Annotated in this window: 13 protein-coding genes; 11 read left to right on the top strand and 2 right to left on the bottom strand. The window is 44.4% G+C overall.

The features are described 5' to 3' along the window. Nucleotides 1-5 precede the first annotated feature (5 nt). The 10 genes from buk (at nucleotide 6) to I6N95_RS06115 (ending at nucleotide 16,700) form a co-directional block, all read left to right on the top strand. Nucleotides 6-1,109, top strand: a complete 1,104-nt coding sequence (buk, locus tag I6N95_RS06160) for a butyrate kinase (protein ID WP_209525698.1) — start codon at nucleotides 6-8, stop codon at nucleotides 1,107-1,109. After that, nucleotides 1,093-2,523 (top strand): dihydrolipoyl dehydrogenase, encoded by a 1,431-nt coding sequence (gene lpdA / locus I6N95_RS06155; RefSeq protein ID WP_209525696.1) that lies wholly within the window; start codon nucleotides 1,093-1,095, stop codon nucleotides 2,521-2,523. Before buk ends, lpdA begins: the two co-directional genes overlap by 17 nt. A 59-nt stretch (nucleotides 2,524-2,582) precedes the next feature. Next, nucleotides 2,583-3,590, top strand: coding sequence for a thiamine pyrophosphate-dependent dehydrogenase E1 component subunit alpha (locus I6N95_RS06150; RefSeq protein ID WP_209525694.1), 1,008 nt, complete (start codon nucleotides 2,583-2,585; stop codon nucleotides 3,588-3,590). Further along, entirely contained in the window at nucleotides 3,583-4,566 is a 984-nt protein-coding gene (locus I6N95_RS06145) for an alpha-ketoacid dehydrogenase subunit beta (protein ID WP_209525692.1), read from the top strand. Before I6N95_RS06150 ends, I6N95_RS06145 begins: the two co-directional genes overlap by 8 nt. Before the next feature lie 18 nt (nucleotides 4,567-4,584). Further along, nucleotides 4,585-5,841 (top strand): dihydrolipoamide acetyltransferase family protein, encoded by a 1,257-nt coding sequence (locus tag I6N95_RS06140; RefSeq protein ID WP_209525690.1) that lies wholly within the window; start codon nucleotides 4,585-4,587, stop codon nucleotides 5,839-5,841. 255 nt (nucleotides 5,842-6,096) lie between these two features. After that, nucleotides 6,097-7,269 carry an MFS transporter gene (locus tag I6N95_RS06135; RefSeq protein ID WP_245249278.1) on the top strand — a complete coding sequence of 391 codons (1,173 nt, stop codon included), beginning with the start codon at nucleotides 6,097-6,099 and terminating at the stop codon, nucleotides 7,267-7,269. Nucleotides 7,270-7,641: 372 nt separating this feature from the next. Beyond that, nucleotides 7,642-11,958 (top strand): 5'-nucleotidase C-terminal domain-containing protein, encoded by a 4,317-nt coding sequence (locus tag I6N95_RS06130; RefSeq protein WP_209525688.1) that lies wholly within the window; start codon nucleotides 7,642-7,644, stop codon nucleotides 11,956-11,958. Nucleotides 11,959-12,070: 112 nt separating this feature from the next. Continuing rightward, nucleotides 12,071-12,997, top strand: a complete 927-nt coding sequence (locus tag I6N95_RS06125; RefSeq protein ID WP_347340534.1) for an aldo/keto reductase — start codon at nucleotides 12,071-12,073, stop codon at nucleotides 12,995-12,997. 205 nt (nucleotides 12,998-13,202) lie between these two features. Further along, nucleotides 13,203-14,921, top strand: a complete 1,719-nt coding sequence (locus tag I6N95_RS06120; RefSeq protein ID WP_209525684.1) for an ABC transporter ATP-binding protein — start codon at nucleotides 13,203-13,205, stop codon at nucleotides 14,919-14,921. Beyond that, nucleotides 14,922-16,700: an ABC transporter ATP-binding protein gene (locus I6N95_RS06115; RefSeq protein ID WP_209525682.1), complete on the top strand. Its 1,779-nt coding sequence runs from the start codon at nucleotides 14,922-14,924 to the stop codon at nucleotides 16,698-16,700. A gap of 34 nt (nucleotides 16,701-16,734) precedes the next feature. On the opposite strand, the gene I6N95_RS06110 is transcribed toward I6N95_RS06115, so the two are convergent. Further along, nucleotides 16,735-17,151, bottom strand: coding sequence for a hypothetical protein (locus tag I6N95_RS06110; protein WP_245249277.1), 417 nt, complete (start codon nucleotides 17,149-17,151; stop codon nucleotides 16,735-16,737). Between the two features lie 225 nt (nucleotides 17,152-17,376). On the opposite strand from I6N95_RS06110, the gene pcp reads away from it, so the two are divergent. Continuing rightward, nucleotides 17,377-18,024: a pyroglutamyl-peptidase I gene (gene pcp / locus I6N95_RS06105; RefSeq protein ID WP_209525680.1), complete on the top strand. Its 648-nt coding sequence runs from the start codon at nucleotides 17,377-17,379 to the stop codon at nucleotides 18,022-18,024. Nucleotides 18,025-18,083: 59 nt separating this feature from the next. Here pcp and I6N95_RS06100 read toward each other — a convergent pair whose 3' ends face one another. Next, the gene (locus I6N95_RS06100; protein ID WP_209525678.1) at nucleotides 18,084-18,698 is read right to left on the bottom strand and encodes an HAD family hydrolase; all 615 of its coding nucleotides are present in this window, start codon (nucleotides 18,696-18,698) and stop codon (nucleotides 18,084-18,086) included. Nucleotides 18,699-18,828: the final 130 nt, after the last annotated feature.

Below are 18,828 nucleotides of genomic sequence, written 5' to 3'. Positions count from 1 at the left end.
AGTGGATGTCAAAAACAGTATTGGCGATTAATCCTGGGTCGACCTCAACTAAAATTGCGCTTTTTCAAGGTCAGACTTGTGTCTTTGAAGACAGCATTGACCACCCTGCAACCGTCTTGCAAAAATATCCAAAGGTCATCGATCAATTGGAAGCTCGCAGTCGTTTGCTAAAGCAAGTTTTAGCTGACCACCAAGTCAGTTTAGTAGAGCTTGAGGGGGTCGTCGGGCGCGGTGGCTTGCTCCACCCGATGGCAGCTGGCACTTACGAGGTGAATCAAGCCATGAAAGCTGATTTAATCGCGGAGGTATCTGGCTCCCATGCGAGTAATTTAGGTGCCTTTATGGCAGAAGAAATTGCTGAATTAGCAGGTGTGTCCGCTTATATTGTCGATCCGGTAGTGGTAGATGAACTTCAAGAGGTGGCCCGTTTTTCTGGTAATCAGTTGTTTGAGCGCCGCAGTATTTTTCATGCCCTGAATCAAAAAGCAGTGGCCCGAAAAGTGGCGACTCAGTTAAATCGGCATTATGAAGAGTTGCGACTGATTGTCGCTCATTTAGGTGGTGGGATTTCCATCGGCGCTCATTTAAATGGGCGAGTGGTGGATGTTAATAATGCCCTTGACGGTGAAGGTCCCTTTAGTCCAGAACGATCAGGTAGTTTGCCAATGGCTGACTTTTTAGCCTATAGTTTAAACCAGCAAGAAAAAGGGCGAGTCGGTTTAATGAAAGAGCTTGTGGGGCGTGGTGGCTTAGTTTCTTACTTAGGGACCAACGACTTGCGAGAAGTGGAGGCTCAAATGGCTCAAGGTGATCAACGAGCGAAGGCTGTTTTTCAAGCCATGGTTTATCAAGTCGCTAAATGTATTGGCGAACAGGCTGTGGTCTTAAAAGGGCAAATAGATGGCATCGTCCTAACAGGTGGCTTGGCATTTAGTCAACAATTTGTTGAAGAGCTTGGGACTTATATCAGGTGGTTAGGCCCGCTGTTTATCGAGCCAGGTGAAGATGAGATGAACGCACTTAACCAAGGGGCTCAGAGCGTGTTAAAGGGCGAAGAAACAGCGAAAACTTATTTTGGAAAGGGTGACCCTCATGTCAAAAAATTATGATGTGGTTGTGTTAGGTGGCGGGACAGGCGGTTATGTGGCGGCCATTCAAGCAGCTAAAAATGGTCAAACAGTCGCCGTTGTTGAAAAAGCGAAAATTGGCGGTACCTGCCTTCATCAAGGGTGTATTCCAACCAAGGCGTTATTACGCTCGGCTGAAGTCTTTCAAACGGTTAAAAAAGCCGCTGATTTTGGGGTGGAGAGCAGTGGTCTCGCATCTAGTACGCTCAATTTTTTAAAAGTTCAAGAACGAAAGCAGTCAATTGTTGACCAATTGGAGAGGGGAATTCACGGCTTATTCAAGCAAGGGAATATTGATTTGTATAGTGGGGAAGGCACCATTTTGGGGACTTCGATTTTTGAGCCAAAAGCAGGCACCGTTTCGGTTCCCGTTGCAGGCCAAGACAATGAAATGCTTGTGCCAAAACAGTTGATTATCGCCACAGGATCAAGGCCGAAAGCTTTGCCGGGCCTACCGTTTGATGAAGACACCATCCTTTCTTCTGATGGCATGCTGGCCTTAAAGCAACTGCCAAAGTCGCTCATCATTATTGGCGGTGGCGTTATCGGTATGGAGTGGGCTTCAATGTTATGCGACTTTGGTGTGGCCGTGACTGTTTTAGAATATGCGGAGCAAATCATTCCTAATGAAGATCGTGAGATTGGGAAAGAACTTTTGCGTAGCTTAAAAAAACGCCAAGTGGCAATTTATCCAGGCGCGGCAGTTTCTGGTGAAAGCTTAGTCCGAAAAGCAGGACTTGTTGCTGTCGACGCGGTAATTAAAGGCAAGAGTCAAACCTTTACAGCAGAAAAAATCATGGTCAGTGTCGGTCGTTTGGCCAACATTGAAACGATCGGGCTACAGAACACGAAGATTGAGACGGAAAAAGGGTTTATTAAGGTGAATCAGGTTTGTCAGACTAAAGAGCCTCATATTTATGCCATTGGCGATATTATACCGACAGCCCAATTAGCTCACGTGGCCATGCATGAAGGGCTTTTAGCAGTCAATCACCTCAGTGGCAAACCAGTTACCCCCTTGGATTACGATGATATTGCCAAGTGCGTCTATACTTCTCCGGAAGTAGCCAGTATTGGCCTTAGTGAGGAACAGGCCAAGGAGCGTGGCTTTGCTGTTAAGACTGGTAAGTTCAATTTTCGCGCCAATGGGAAGGCTTTAGTCAATGGGCCAGCCGATGGCTTTGTAAAAGTGGTGGCGGACCAAGTAACTAATGACTTATTGGGCGTCTCAATTATCGGGCCACATGCCACTGATCTGATCAGTGAAGCAGCTTTAGCTCGTTTCTTAGATGCGACACCTTGGGAAATCGGCCAGACCATTCATCCTCATCCCACTCTTTCGGAAGCGTTGGGAGAAGCGGCTTTAATGGTCGATGGTCTGGCCATTCACGGCTAGTTACCTGATTTTTGAAGATAAGCAAAACAGATCGAGGGATTGCTATAAGGGGGATCTAAATGGAACTTAAAAAAAGTGGTTTAGAGAAAACGTTATTGATCAAGATGTACCGGACGATGAAAACCAGCCGACTGTTAGATGAACGCTTGAACTTGCTGAATCGAGCAGGGAAAGTTGGGTTTAATATATCAGGGATGGGGCATGAAGGCGCTGAGATAGGCTGTGCCTATGCCTTCGATTTAGAGCGGGATTACGCTTTGCCTTATTATCGCGATTTAGGCATTATGTTAGCTTGGGGAGTGTCCGTTCGGGATATTATGTTAGGCTCCTTTGGCAAAGCGGAAGATCCTGGGTCGGGCAGCCGGCAAATGCCTTGTCATTGGGGGAATAAGGAACATCGCATTCCCACGGGGAGTTCACCAGTATCGACTCAGTACCCACATGCGGCGGGGATTGCCTATGGGGCAAAATTGGCCAAGGATCCCCTAGTCGTTTATTGTTCAACGGGGGACGGGGCCAGTAATCAAGGAGATTTTCATGAAGGGCTAAATTTTGCCGCAGTTCATAAATTGCCTGTTGTTTACGTGATCTATAACAATCGATTGGCAATTTCAGTGGGACCGGAATTGCAATATGCGGCTGCTAAACTATCTGATCGTGCCGTCGGCTATGGCATGCCCGGCGAAACCATTGATGGCAATGATGTGATTGCCGTTTATCAGGCGACTGAACGAGCGGTTCAGCGAGCAAAAGCTGGCGAAGGCCCGACGCTGCTGGAATTTGAGGTGGTTCGTTATACGTCGCATTCGACCGATGATGATGACAAAGTTTACCGAGATCAGGAACCGCTTGAGGAAGCCAAGGCTCATCGCGATCCTGTGGCGCTCTATGAACAAGCATTATTAGCTGAAGGTTATCTAACCTCAGAAGAGATGACGGCCATCAGCAAAGAGATTAAAGACGTGATCAATGCTGCGACAGAATATGCTGATCAAGCACCGATGGCGGCACCGGAAGAGGCGTTGCGTTATGTCTATGATGAACAAGGAGGTTTGACCAATGGCTGAGTTAACCTATCTGGAAGCAATCACAGCTGGGATGAAAGAAGAGATGCGCCGAGATGAGCGAGTTTTCTTATTAGGGGAAGATGTGGGAATTAAAGGTGGGGTGTTTCAGGCCAGTCGAGGAATGCTTGCTGAATTTGGCAGCGATCGTGTGCTGGATACCCCTTTGTCAGAATCAGCGATTGCCGGCGTAGGAATTGGCGCAGCCATGTATGGCTATCGACCGATTGGCGAAATGCAATTTTCCGATTTTATTTTGCCGGCGGTGAACCAAATTATTTCCGAAGCGGCTCGTATTCGTTATCGGTCAAATAATACGTGGGAATGCCCCTTAGTTATTCGGGCTGCCTATGGCGGTGGAGTCAATGGGGGATTGTACCATTCCCAGTCGATTCACAAAGTCTTTTTCGGTCAACCAGGCTTGCGAATTGTCATTCCCTCCAATCCTTATGATGCCAAAGGGATGCTGAAAGCGGCCATCCGTTCCAATGACCCAGTTCTGTTTTTTGAACACAAACGAGCCTATCGAGGGGTGAAGGGCGAAGTACCTGATGAAGAGTATTTGGTGCCCCTTGATCAAGCTCGAGTCGTTCGTCAGGGAACGGATCTAACCGTGATAACTTATGGGATCCAAGTGGAAGAATCAAAGGAAGCGGCTGAGCGATTAGCAACCGACGGTATTTCGGTTCATCTGTTAGATTTGCGGTCGATTTATCCATTAGATCAAGAAAGCATTGTCGCAGCGGCTCAACAGACAGGGAAAGTCTTATTGGTGACAGAAGACCCGCTGGAAGGAAGTATCATCGGAGAAGTTGCTGCGATCATTGCCGAAAAGTGTCTTTTTGATTTAGACGCCCCAATTGCTCGCTTAGGGGGCCCCGATATTCCTCCTATGCCTTATGCTACGCCGATGCAAAATTTCTTTTTGGTCAATTCGGAAAAAATTGAAGCCGCCATGCGTGATTTGGCAGCATTTTAATAGGAAGGAGAGGTTGAAATGGCCTTAGAGACGATAAATATGCCACAATTGGGTGAAGGGATCACTGACGCCACCATCAGTCAATGGTTGAAAGAACCAGGTGAGAAAATCGCTGCTTATGAAGCCCTGCTTGAAGTGATAACTGATAAAGTGACCACTGAAATTCCTTCATTATTCGAGGGCGTTGTCAAGGAGTTATTTTATGAGGTGGATGATCTGGTTGTTATGGGACAGCCGATTGCCACAATTGAAGTGGCTGATTCCGCTAGTGATCAAACGCAAGCTCAACAAAACCTGAAAGTTGAGGAAGAAAAGCCAGACCGTTCGTTCACTGGGAAGGAACCAGGGGCTAACCGTTTTTCTCCTGCGGTCTTAACCTTGGCTAAAAAGCATCAAGTTGATTTGTCCCAAGTTGTTAGCACTGGCAGGGCAGGCCGCATTACTCGAAAAGATGTTTTAGCTTATTTAGCAAAGCCAAGAGCGGAAGTGGCAGAAAAAACGGCAAAGGTTGAAGAACAGCAAGCAACGGTCACAAGTGTAAAGGAAAAGGCGGTCAAACCAAAAACTGAGGGGCTTAAGGTGACCGAACACCCGATTTCAGCAGTCCGTCAAGCGATTGCGAAAAACATGGTTAACAGCGTTAGTCAGATTCCCCACGCTTGGATGATGGTCGAAGTGGATGCCACAAATTTAGTTAGATTCCGTCAAAGCTTAAAAGAAGAGTTCAAGCAGGCCGAAGGCTATCCCCTAAGTTACTTAGCGTTCTTCGTAAAACTGGTTGCCCAAGGCTTAAAAGAAATGCCGATTCTGAACAGTGAATGGGCTGATACCCATATTGTGGAACATCATGACATCAATATCTCGATTGCCATTTCGGCCAATGATTTATTGTATGTCCCTGTTATTAAGCAAGCCGATGAAAAGTCGGTCAAAGGAATCGCCCGGGAAATTGCGGCGTTAACGGAGAAAGCTAAAAATAAGCAATTAACAGCTTCAGAGACGCAAGGGGGAACTTTCACCGTCAATAGCACTGGGTCTTTTGGATCGATCATGTCCCAAGGGATTATCAATCATCCTCAAGCGGGGATTTTACAAGTAGAATCAATCGTTAAGCGGCCGATGTATTACCAAGAGGGGATTGCGATCCGCGACATGCTTAACCTGTGCTTGTCAATTGACCATCGCGTCCTTGATGGCGCAGCCGGCGGGAAATTCCTGCAGATTCTTAAAGGAGCCATCGAGCAGTTTGACGGCCAAACGTTTTCAGTTTATTAAGCTATATAGCTCCTATTAAATAATAAGGATCAATCGTTATTATGTTGATAATCCAGTGGAACTATATGTCCGGATTGTTTTACGGGATATATCTAGTTTGCCAGCGAAGTTTAACTCATCGCAACAATGAGTTAAACTTTTTTTGCGGAAAATCTGCGCTTCATGTATTGAAAGTAGCAGGCAGCTGTGACATAATCAATTAATAGTCGCTGATTTTATCAAGACTGATAGCTTATTGTTAAAGGGTGTGTCTATTTGGAAAAAAGTGGTATCTCAAAAAATTTAACGTTTATCATGGCTTTAGTTTGTGGGATTTCAATTGCTAGTTTGTACTACATTCAGCCATTAGAAGGAATGGTAGCGACTGAGCTTGGGGTGTCAGTTGGGCAGATGGGGTTGGCCCCGACCTTGAGTCAAATCGGTTATGCCTTAGGATTATTATGTATTGTCCCCTTGGGCGATATTTTTGAACGAAAAAAACTCATTATCTTAATGTTGGGTTTGGTTAGTGGGGTGTTACTGATAACAGGAACTATCGGGAATTATTATGGTTTGATGGTCTTGATGTTCTTAATCGGGTTGACTTCGATTATTCCGCAGTTAGTCATTCCTTTTGCGGGGCAACTTGCCAACCCTAAAGAACGTGGTTCAGTTTTAGGGACGGTCACAGGTGGTTTGTTAATCGGTATCTTACTATCGCGAACCTTTAGTGGGTTTGTTGGCGCTTATTTTGGCTGGCGTGCTGTCTATTATTGTGGCGTTGTTTTGGCCCTTGGTTTAATCGGTCTAGTGGTGGTGGTATTTCCTAAAAACGTCCCCGTCTCTCAACTTAGTTACAAGGAGTTAATGGTCTCACTGCCTCGGCTATTTAGATCGCAACGGGTTGTTCGTGAAAGTGCCTTTAACGGCTTTTTTATTTTCGGCGGGTTTAATGTTTTTTGGTCCACCTTGGTCTTCTTTATGGAAAGTCCCGCTTACAATCTTGGTTCCAAAGAAGTCGGCTATATCGGGTTGGTCGGCGTGATCGGCGCGTTAGCTTCCGTTTATATGGGGAAAGTCGCGGATCGCAAAGGACCTCGTTTTGGTGTTGGGCTAGGAACCTTGATTGAATGTCTTTCTTTCTTGATTTTATTGTTTTTTGGTCGTCATATAGTAGGGTTGGTAGTTGGCGTCATTTTACTGGATTTAGGCACTCAGAGTGGGCAAGTGTCCAATCAGTCAAGGATTCAAGCTTTAGGAGATGAAAATCGCAGTCGCAATAATACTATTTTTATGTTTTCTTACTTTATTGGTGGGGCAAGTGGCTCCCTTTTAGGTTCGATTGCCTGGCAGTTAGCTGGCTGGACTGGTGTTTGTCTGATTGGTTTTAGTTATTTGTGTATCGGGCTAATCGGTCATTTTATCCTATTTAAAAGAAAAGAGGCCTAAAAGCTAGACAGTTTGAGGCCTTAATCAGAAATAACACATAATTATTAGCAAAACTGGTTGAATCGGTTTTGCGATAATTGTGTGTTTTTCTGTTATAGAGGTCCCGAAAGATTGAAAGATAAATATTAGAAAAATCTAATTTTTTTGAAAAAAGGGCTATTCCTAACATTTAATTGACAATAATTAATAATGAGCGTCTTTTCTTAGGTGAATTAAACCTGTTTTTGGTTAACGTTCGCCTTTAGGCTGTATTTATGATTTTATTTTTATGGTAAAATTAGTTATATCGTTTTACTGCTATATGTTATTGATAGAAAACGCTTTTAATGTTAGAATTGTGATGTTTGGTAGATTAAGGAAGGGGTTAATTGAATGAAGAAGTGGCAAAATTCGGTAAGTAAATTGTTAGTGACTATCTTGTTAGGGGCTAATTTAGTGAATATGGCGCCAGCAGTGATCCTAGCAGCGGAAGCGAGTCAGGACTCAGTAACTGAGGTTAGTCAAGTAGCAGCCAGTGAACAAGAGTCGCCAACCAGTCAAAAAGTGGAGCCTACGGTTAGTACTGAGACGGCAGTGGTTGATTTGCCGACAACTAGTAGTGATACTCAACTGACCAGTGAAGCAAAAGCAACCAGTCAATCGGCTGCTGAACCTGTGACGGTTCCGATTCAACTGCTGGGGGTCAATGATTTTCACGGTGCGATTAACACTAAAGGCACGGCCTATCTGGAAGGCGTTAGCACGCCTGATGCTGGTAGAGCGATGAATCTGGCGGCACATTTAGATGAAGCCCAAGGAACCTTTCAAAGCAGTCATCAAAATGGTGGAACGGAGCGAATTCAAGCAGGTGACTTAGTTGGTGGTAGCCCAGCGAATTCGGCATTGTTACAAGATGAACCGACCATCCGGATTTTTAATCGAATGAATTTTGGGATTGGAACCTTAGGGAATCATGAATTTGATGAAGGTTTAGACGAATTCAAACGGATTTTAGCGGGAAACGCGCCGACTCCCGGTCAGTTTAATCCGATAGTTGACAACTATCCTCATGAGAAATCAACCATGGAGGTTGTCATCGCTAATGTGACAGAAGAAGACGGCAGTGCCGCCGCTGGCTTTCAACCTTATACGATCAGGAGTTATGGATCAGGCGATCAAGCAGTAAAAGTAGGTTATATCGGTATTATTACGACAGAATTTACTAATTTAGTTCTAAAACAGCATCATGAAAAGTACCGCGTATTAGATGAAGCCACCACCATCGTCAAATATGCTAAAGAGTTACGGGAGCAAGGCGTCAATGCCATTGTTGTGGTGTCTCATTTAGCGGCAACTAGTCAAGCTGGGGTGCCAGCTGGCGAAGCAGTTGAGGTGATGAACAAGGTGAATGCCCAAGATCCTGACAACAGTGTTGACGTGGTATTTGCGGCTCACAACCATCAATATACGAATGGGGTTATGAAATCGGGGCTGGCAGAGGCCAATGATATTCGCATCGTTCAAAGTACATCGAATGGTAAGGCTTATATTGATCTGCAAGGTGAGATCGATGTTGAAACAGGTGATTTTGTGGCAACACCTGAGGCAAAGGTTAAACCAGTAACTGCTAGAGAAGATGCCAATCAAGAGATTGCAGCGATTGTTGACGATGCAGATGAGACAATTAAAGCGGTCACGACGGCTAAAGTGGGGACGGCTGACGAAGCAGCCCTCAAAGCTGGTAAGATCAGCCGCGATAATTCAGATGATAGTGAATCACCTTTAGGCAATTTAATTACCGATGCCCAACTTTATATGGCCAATCAAGCCGGTTTAGTTGACGCCGCTGGTCAGCCTGTTAAGGCGGATTTTGCCCTTACTAATAATGGTGGCATCAGGGCGGATTTAGCGGTTAATCAAAACGGGGACATCACTTGGGGAGCGGCTCAAGAAGTCCAACCTTTTGGGAATATTTTGCAAGTGGTGCAATTATCTGGGAAGGATTTAATCGGTGCGTTAAATGAGCAACATGCTAATGGCAAGGCCCATTATTTCTTGCAATTGTCAGGGTTAAAAATGACCTATACGAAAGATCAAGGCACTTTTGCTGTCAAAACGGTCACCGATAATCAAGGGAATGAGATTAAAGAGGATCAATTTTACAACGTGATTATCAATGATTTCTTGTTTGGTGGGGGTGATGGCTTTGCTAGTTTTACTAAAGGAAAGCTGTTAGCGGCGATGGACACAGACACGACCACCTTTGTGGATTATTTTGTGGCCATGGAAAAAGCTGGCCAGAAAATTGCGAGCCCTAAGCTAGGACGGAAATCATTGGCAGTGGACAAACTGATTCCTCTTCAACTGCTAGGAGTTAACGATTTCCATGGAGCTCTTGATATGACTGGCACGGCTTATCTTGAAGGGGTCGCCACACCGAAAGCTGGGTTAGCGGCGAATTTAGCCGCTCATTTAGACGACGCTCAAGGTGCCTTTAAAGCGGCATCTGGTGGAGTGACAGAACGAATTCAAGCTGGTGACTTAGTTGGGGCTAGTCCAGCAAGTTCAGCCTTATTGCAAGATGAGCCAACCATAAAAGTTTTCAACATGATGAATTTTAGTATTGGCACAATTGGCAACCACGAATTTGATGAAGGCTTAGCTGAATTCCGCCGAATCTTAGATGGTGTCAAGCCTAAAGTCGGTCAGTTTAACCCGATCGTTGACCAGTACCCTCGCGAAAAATCTACCATGGAAGTGGTCTTAGCCAATGTGGTAAACAAGGCTGATGGCGACCATGGTCAAAAAGGCGAGGTGCCTTATGGCTTTAAACCTTATACCGTGAAAACTTATGGTGAGGGCGACAAGGCGGTTAAAGTTGGCTATATTGGCATCGTGACTTCGGAGTTTCCTAATTTGGTCTTGAAAAAACATCATGAAGATTATCAAGTGCTAGATGAAGCGGCCACCATCGTTAAATACGCCAAAGAATTGCGGGACAACGGGGTTAATGCGATTGTGATTGTCTCACATTTAGCTGCGACCAGCGCCCAAGAAGTCGTGGCAGGTGAAGTGGCAGATGTGATGACAAAAGTAGATCAACTAGATCCGGATAATAGTGTCGACGTGGTTTTTGCAGCTCATAACCATCAATATACAAACGGGGTGATTAAAGGGAGCAAGAGCGACGTTCGCGTAGTCCAAAGCACGTCTCAAGGGAAAGCTTATATCGATTTACAAGGTGAATTAGATAGTGAGACACAGGATTTTGTTGCGGTTCCGCAAGCAACAGTTAAAGCAGTAACCGATCGGGAAGATAAAAATCAAGGGATTGCTGAGGTTGTAGCAGATGCTCAAGAACGGATCAAGCCTGTGACCTCGGCAAAAGTTGGCTTAGCTGATTCAGCGGCTACCGCAGCTGGTTTGATCAGTCGGGAAGTTACAGCAGACAGCGAATCCCCACTGGGCAATTTAATCACAGATGCTCAATTATTTATGGCCAATCAAGCTGGTTTAAAAGACGCTGAAGGGAAGCCGATTCAAGCTGATTTTGCCTTAACCAATAATGGCGGTATTCGCGATGATTTAAAAATCAATGAAAAGGGTGAGATTACTTGGGGCGCGGCTCAAAGCGTTCAACCATTCGGCAATATCCTTCAAGTTGTGGCAATTTCAGGAAAAGATTTAAGAGGGGCGCTCAACGAACAGCACGCCAATGGGAAAGCCCATTATTTCTTGCAAATAGCTGGCTTGAAGCTGACTTACTCAAAAGAAAACGATCAGTTTAAAGTGGTCGATCTAACAGATGATCAAGGGACGCCTATTAACGATACTCAGACCTACCATATTATCATCAATGACTTCCTGTTAGGTGGTGGTGATGGGTTCGCCAGTTTTACTAAAGGCAAATTAGTTGCGGCGATGGACACAGATACTGATACCTTTATTGACTACTTTAAGTTAATGGAAGCCCAGGGCCAACAGATTTCGGCTCCGGCTACAGGCCGTAAAGCCCTTGCTAAGGCTGGGTCTGTGACCGAGGCGGAATTAAAAGACGCTTCAAGTGTCAATAAAATTATGGCTGGCGACAAAGTCATGACCGGTACGACACTTGTTGGGACCACGATTTCTTATTCAATCGGCAAGGCCCGTTCCCTTGTAGCATTGCCAATGATTGCTGAGACGGAAAGTTTTAGTTTAGCTATTCCGACAGAGCTTAAGGCTGGTGAGCTTGTCAGCGTGCTATTTAAAAACGGTGAGGTCAGTACGACTGTCGAAGTGGTGGTGGAAGCTAACCTTCAAGCGGCCTTAGAAGACGCTTCAAAGGTCAACCCGATTACCGCCGGCGATCTGGCCATCACGGGTGAAACCCTAGAGGGGGCCACAGTGACTTACGGTCAGCATCAGGTCGTGGCTGATGGAAAAGGTGCCTTTAACTTGCCAGTTACCAAGGCCTTTCAAGCAGGCGAGAAAGTTTCTGTTGAATTTTCAAAGGATCAGGTAAACGTCGTCATAGACGTAACGGTTAAAGCGGTCGCGTTGAAAGAAACGCCTGCTCAAGGTGAGAAAACGGTGACGAAAAAAGATAAATTACCGCAAATGGGCGCAGCAGAATCGCTGCTGTCAACGATTGGCATGGTTGTTGTCTTTGGTGGTTACTTGTTTTATCTCAGAAAACAACAAGAGGATGACTTAGAGCGTTTGGGATAAGCGGCAGAGGGGAGACAGGGCATTAGCCCCTGTCTCTCTTTTTATCAAATAATTTCCGCTTATACAGCACTTAAAAAATGCTATAATGGAGAGAATCGAGGAGGAGAGTACTGTGAAAACAATCAAAATAGGCAAATCAGATGTGAGAGCCTCAGTTATCGGACTTGGTACCAATGCAGTTGGCGGTCACAATCTTTACCCAGATTTAGATGAAGCAGAAGGCAAGGACTTAGTTCGTTCGGCCCTTGATAGTGGGATCAGTTTAATCGATACGGCCTTTGCCTATGGACGAGGGCGTTCGGAAGAATTGGTTGGTCAGGTGTTGCAGGAATACCCTCGTGAACAAGTGGTGATTGCCACCAAGGCCTCTCATTTGCCAGAGGGGACAGGTCATAGTAACAGTCTGTCATTTATGGAAAAAGCCTTGGCAGCTTCCTTAAAACGACTGCAAACGGATTACATTGACATTTTTTATATTCATTTTCCAGATGAGATCACCCCTAAAAATCAGGTGGTAGCTTTGTTAAATGACTATAAACAACAAGGGATTATCAGAGCGATCGGCGTTTCCAACTTTTCATTGGCACAATTAAAAGAAGCCAATCAAGATGGCTATGTTGACGTGGTTCAGGATGAATATAATTTAATCGCTCGTCAAAATGAGCAGACCCTCATGGCCTACTGTCAAGAGCAACAACTATCCTACATTCCCTTTTTTCCTTTAGCCTCAGGTTTATTAACAGGGAAATATCAGGCGGATGTAGTCTTTCCAGCAACGGATTTTAGAAGCCGACAGGCCAATTTTCAAGGGGAGCGCTATCGTCAGACCGTGGCTAAGGTCAAGGAATTGCAACCATTGGCAGATAAATATCACGTGGCGATCACCCACGTGGTGCTAAATTGGTATTTACAGCGAAGGGATATTTCGGCGATTATCCCAGGAGCTAAAAATGCGCGCCAAGTGGCAGATAATTTGCAAGCCATTAGTTTCAAGCTGACTCCTCAAGAGGTCGAGTTTATCGACGGTTTATTTTCTTAAACAGCTGTTATTTTATTTCGTTAGAATACGAAACGATGACAAAGGAAGTTGTGCCAGCAACTTCTTTTTTTTGCCCTTTACTCTCCACTAAGAGGATGGTTTATACTGAAAACTCAACCGTTAGTTTAATGTGAGTTTAATACTTGATATTGTGATTGTTATTAGGTATTATGGAGCTCTGACTAAAAAAGAAAGAGGGTAGGATATGGCCTTACTGATAAACAAAATGAAAAATCATCTGGGAGCTGTCGTTGGATCCATCTTGATGACCATCATCATTGTGGCAACCCAATTATGGCAACCGAAATTGCTTCAACAAGTCCTAAATGCTGTGATGGCTGATGACAAGGACAAAATCGTTAAAGTTGGGATAACTTTGCTAGTTGTGGCGGGGGTTGGCTTGATTGCCGGTGTTATTAATACCATTTTAGCTGCAAAAGTCGCTCAGGAAGTCTCAGCCGATGTTCGCGAAGAGGGCTTCAAGAAGATCCAAACTTTTTCTTTTAGTAATATTGAAAAGTTTTCCACAGGGAACATTGTGGTTCGCCTGACCAATGACATCACGCAAATTCAAACCTTGGTGATGCTGACCCTCCAAACCCTATTGAGAATTCCGATTTTATTTGTCGGCAGTTTTATTTTAGCGATGATGACGTTGCCTCAACTGTGGTGGGTGATCATCGTGCTAGTTGTCTTGGTCTTCGTTACTGTGATGGCAGTGTTTGGCATGATGGGCAAACATTTTGGCATGATCCAAACCTATTTAGATCGGGTCAACGGAATTGCCAAAGAGAATTTGGCAGGCATGAGAGTCGTGAAATCGTTTGTCCAAGAAGCAAATGAAACCAAACGTTTTAGCAAGGTGAGCGAAAAATTAACCAAGCACACTATTTCTGTCGGCAATTTATTTGCGGTTATGATCCCTACCTTTACGGTTATTTCTAGTTTGGCCATTGTCGTGGCAATTTATTTTTCGGCAGATTTAGCGACGAAAGATCTTAATGTGATTGGCGCAGTCGCTTCCTTTATGAACTATTTAATGCAAATCATGATGTCGATTATCATCGGGGGCATGATGACCATGATGGCTTCTCGGGCCATGGTATCTTTGGCCCGTATTAAAGAAATACTGGACACGGAACCTGATATTACCTTTAATCCTGAGGCGACTAACATGATTACGAAAGGCGATGTCTCCTTTAAAAATGTCACCTTTCAGTATGAAGGCGATGACCGACCTTCGCTGAAACACATAAGCTTTGATGTGACTCATGGCCAGTCAATTGGGATTGTTGGCGCAACTGGCGCTGGTAAATCAACCTTGGCTCAGTTGATTGCGCGGCTGTATGATCCGACTGAAGGGTCAATTGAAATTGATCAAATTGATTTAAAAGCGGCTAATAAGGAGAATTTGCGAGAATCAGTGGCCTTGGTTTTACAGAAAGCCATGTTGTTTTCCGGCACAATTGCGGATAATATACGACACGGTAAACGGGATGCATCGGAACAAGAGATGGAAGCAGCCTCCAGCATCGCCCAAGCGAAAGAATTTATCGATCGCCAAGTCGATCGCTATGGCAGCCTAGTGGAAGAACGTGGCGCGAACTTCTCAGGTGGTCAAAAACAACGATTGTCGATTTCCCGAGGCGTAATTGGCTATCCCAAAATTTTAATCTTAGACGATAGTACCAGTGCGTTAGATGCCAAATCGGAAAAGCTAGTCAAAGAAGCCTTAAACAAAGAGTTAAAAGGAACAACCACCTTTATTATTGCCCAAAAGATCTCTTCAGTTGTCCAAGCTGATAAGATCTTGGTGCTAGACGAAGGGGAACTGGTTGCTACGGGGACTCATCAAGAGTTAGTGGCATCTAGTGAGGTCTATCGAGAGATTTACGAGACTCAAAAAGGAAAAGAGGTGTTGTAGATGGCGAAAAAAAATCGATTGACTCATTTTTTCTGGCACTACTTAAAGGCTTATAAAGTTCAACTGCTTGTGATCATGGTGGCGATTATCATCTCTACCTATTTACAAGTGAAGGCGCCAGAATATATCGGCAACGCCTTAACAGAGCTTGCGACTTATGCAGGTACCTTTATCTATGGCGGCGAGGCCGCTGCGGATAAAACACCTTTTACCGAGATCATTATTCTCTTGGTGATGATTTATGCCATGAACTGGATTGCCATGTTTATCCAAAATTTGCTGATGGCCGGCGTGACTGGGAAGTCAACCAATACGATGCGAATTGATTTGTTTAAGAAAATTGAAAAGATGTCCATTCGCTTTTTCGACGCTCATCAAGATGGCGAGATACTAAGTCGCTTTACCAGTGATTTAGACAATATTTCCAACACGATGAATCAGGCGCTGATTCAAGTGTTGACGAATATTTCGATGATGATTGGGGTTTTGATCATGATGTTCCGTCAAAATGTGCAATTGTCTTTGGCAACTTTGGCGATGGCTCCTGTTGCTGTGGCATTTGCGGCGATTATCATAGGCAAAGCTCGTAAATATGTCAATATTCAGCAGGACAGTGTCGGCGAATTGAATGCTTATATTGACGAAAAAATTTCTGGACAAAAGGTCATTATCACCAATGGTTTAGAAGAGGAGACGATTGAAGGGTTTAAAGGGTTTAACAAAAAAGTTAAAGAAGCAACCTTTAAAGGGCAAGTTTATTCTGGCTTGTTGTTTCCAACGATGCAGGGCTTGTCATTGTTTAATACAGCCATCGTGATTTTCTTTGGCAGTTGGTTGGTCTTAGATGGCAGTATTGAACGTGCGGCTGGCTTGGGATTGATTGTGATGTTCGTTCAATATTCTCAGCAGTTTTACATGCCACTGACGCAAATTTCTTCACAATTTAGCATGTTGCAGTTGGCCTTTACAGGGGCTCGTCGTTTGAATGAAATCTTTGACGAAGAAGATGAAGTGGAGCGTCCAGACGTTTCAGAGATTGATGGGTTGCATGATTCTATCCGCTTAAATCAGGTGAATTTTGCTTACCAATCGGATAAACCAGTTTTGGAAAATGTCAGCATGGGAGCTAAAAAAGGTCAAATGGTGGCCTTAGTGGGACCGACGGGTTCAGGGAAAACCACCATTATGAACTTGTTAAATCGATTTTATAATGTTGACAGTGGCGAAATCCTCTTAGATGGCAAAGATATTCGCGATATTTCACTACCAAGTCTTCGTTCGCAAATCGGCATTGTCTTGCAAGATTCGGTGCTCTTTACCGGGACTATTCGCGACAACATTGTCTTTGGTAAACCAGATGCCACTGAGGAAGAAGTGGTGAATGCCACTAAGCAAGCGAATATTCACGAATTTATCATGAGTTTAGAACAAGGTTATGAGACGGAAGTCAGCGATGAGAATAATATTTTTAGTGTCGGACAGAAGCAGTTAATCAGTATTGCGCGGACGATCATCACGAATCCTGATTTGCTGATTCTCGATGAGGCAACTAGTAATGTGGACACGGTGACAGAAAGTCGCATTCAAAAGGCCATGGAGAATATCATCGCTGGTCGTACGAGCTTTGTGATTGCCCATCGCTTGAAAACCATCTTGAATGCTGACTATATCGTCGTCTTGCATCAAGGGAAAATTATTGAAGAAGGAACTCATGAAGAACTGCTGCATCAAGCTGGTTTTTATGCGGAACTCTATCATAATCAATTTGTTTTTGAATAAGCAAAAGAGCAATCCTAGTCGGATTGCTCTTTTGTTAATTTTGTTGAGCGGAAAAAGGGAAGCGTAGCTTTTCGCGCTTAACAAGCAAGCTGCCACCGATCAGTTGGACAAGTCCGATGCTAAAGAAAATCACGTGTAGCGGGTTGATTGTCCATAGCATCAGACATTGGGTGATGATCCAAAAACACTGGATGATCCCCATTAAACACTGATAATAGGGGGCATTGGCTTGTTTTTTTAGATGGCTCCAGGCTGTTAACAGGTTCCCCAAACCAATGACGATTAGTAAAAAAAGCCCTGGAATTAGAAAGCTGGTAAAAGGGGAATTAACTAACATGCTTTTGTCAATTCCGGCAGCGGCTTGCCCAGTGGCTGAGAGTGCTAGTGTCCCGCCAGCCAAGGCGCCGATCGTCAGCAGCAGATTAAGTCCTAATAAGACCAATTTGATCATCGTTCCCTCGACCTCCATTTCGTTTGTACTACAGCCAATATAACACGAATGGCAGGAGAAAAAATGAGCCTGAAGCATGATTTTTTTTTGACTGTGTTTTTTGAGAGGTTAGCCCTAGTGAAGCTGGGCAAAAGATGGTATATTATAACTGATAAAAGGATAAGTCTCATCCTAATTTAGCAGGTTGCTAATAAGTTGCAGACAAAAAGAAAGAGGTGCCTTAAGATGAAACTTTTAGTTACCGGTTTTGACCCATTTGGTGGGGAAACGATTAATCCAGCTTGGGAGGCAGTCAAATTATTGCCTGATACCATTCAAGGTGGGGAAATCATAAAATTAGAAATCCCGACGGTCTTTAATAAGTCGGCTGATGTGGTGGCAGCCGCGGTTCGTGAACATCAACCTGACGTTGTTTTAAATATTGGCCAGGCAGGCGGTCGTTTTGGGATTACCCCTGAACGAATCGGGATTAATATGGACGATGCTCGCATTCCTGATAATGAGGGACAACAACCGATAGACGAGCCGATCCAAGCGACAGGGGAAAATGCGTATTTCACCCAGTTACCAATCAAAGCGATGGTCGATGGCATTAAAGCTGTGGGCTTACCTGCCAGCGTTTCAAATACTGCCGGGACCTTTGTTTGTAACCACATTATGTATCAAGTTCAATACTTGATCGCAACAGAATTTCCTCAGATGAAGGGTGGGTTTATTCATGTTCCCTTTATCCATCAGCAAGTGGTAGATAAGCCGACAATGCCATCTATGAGTATTCCCGATATTGCAAAAGGCCTGGAAGCAGCTCTGGAGCAAATCGTCTTATTGAAAGATAGTGAAGATATTAAAGCTATCGGTGGCGCAGAACATTAGAAACCTCAAGCATTAACAACACTACCGACCAGTGGGTATTCAACTGGTCGGTAGTTTATTTAGCTGTTTGCGATCAGTTGACTTAGTTCTTTTGTCAGAGCTGCCACATCTTTTTGACTGTCGTCAAAGTATATCGTTTGAAAGCCTATCTTTTTGGGTATCTCCAGATTTTTAAGGGTGTTATCAATAAATAGCGCATCAGCTGGCGCTACCTTGCCTGCTGCTAAAGCGTAATGGTAAATCTCCTCAGTGTTTTTGCGACTGCCAACTTGGGCTGAGATAGCAAGTACATCAAAGAGGTCTGCCCATTGATGAAACTCGATCAGGCTGTTCATTCGATCGTTTTTGTTGTCGGTAATCAGACCAATTTGATAGCCCTGTTCTTTTAACTCTTTGATCAGCGTGACGACCTCTTGGTTGATGGGCGTTGCTTCAAAGGCTTCTTCGATGAACGCCTCGTCAATCTTCATGCCTAAATTAGCAGATAATTCAGGCCAAATATCCTGATGATTCTTTTTGCCAGTCAATAGATCTTCGCCAAATTCCCGGTATTTTTCCAAGAAAAACGCGTGGTCCAGTCCGGTTTTTTGGACAATGTAGTTGGCGAAACTAAGGGATCCCTTTGGATCAATCGTAATGACGCCATCAAAATCAAAAAAAATAGTCGTTATCATAAGCTCTCCTTCACTTGTTGTGGTACTCTGGACGAATCTTTCCAGTCTGGCACTATCATAACATGATTGTGAAAGGGGAGAAAGAAGGGTGCTCGTTGATCAAACGGCCCTCGCGACTCAATCATTATTA

Origin of the sequence: Vagococcus allomyrinae (genome assembly GCF_017829975.1) — a bacterium.
Lineage (GTDB): Bacteria > Bacillota > Bacilli > Lactobacillales > Vagococcaceae > Vagococcus_D > Vagococcus_D allomyrinae.
Note: the sequence above shows the minus strand (reverse complement) of the source record. Positions and strands in the feature narration are given on the sequence as shown.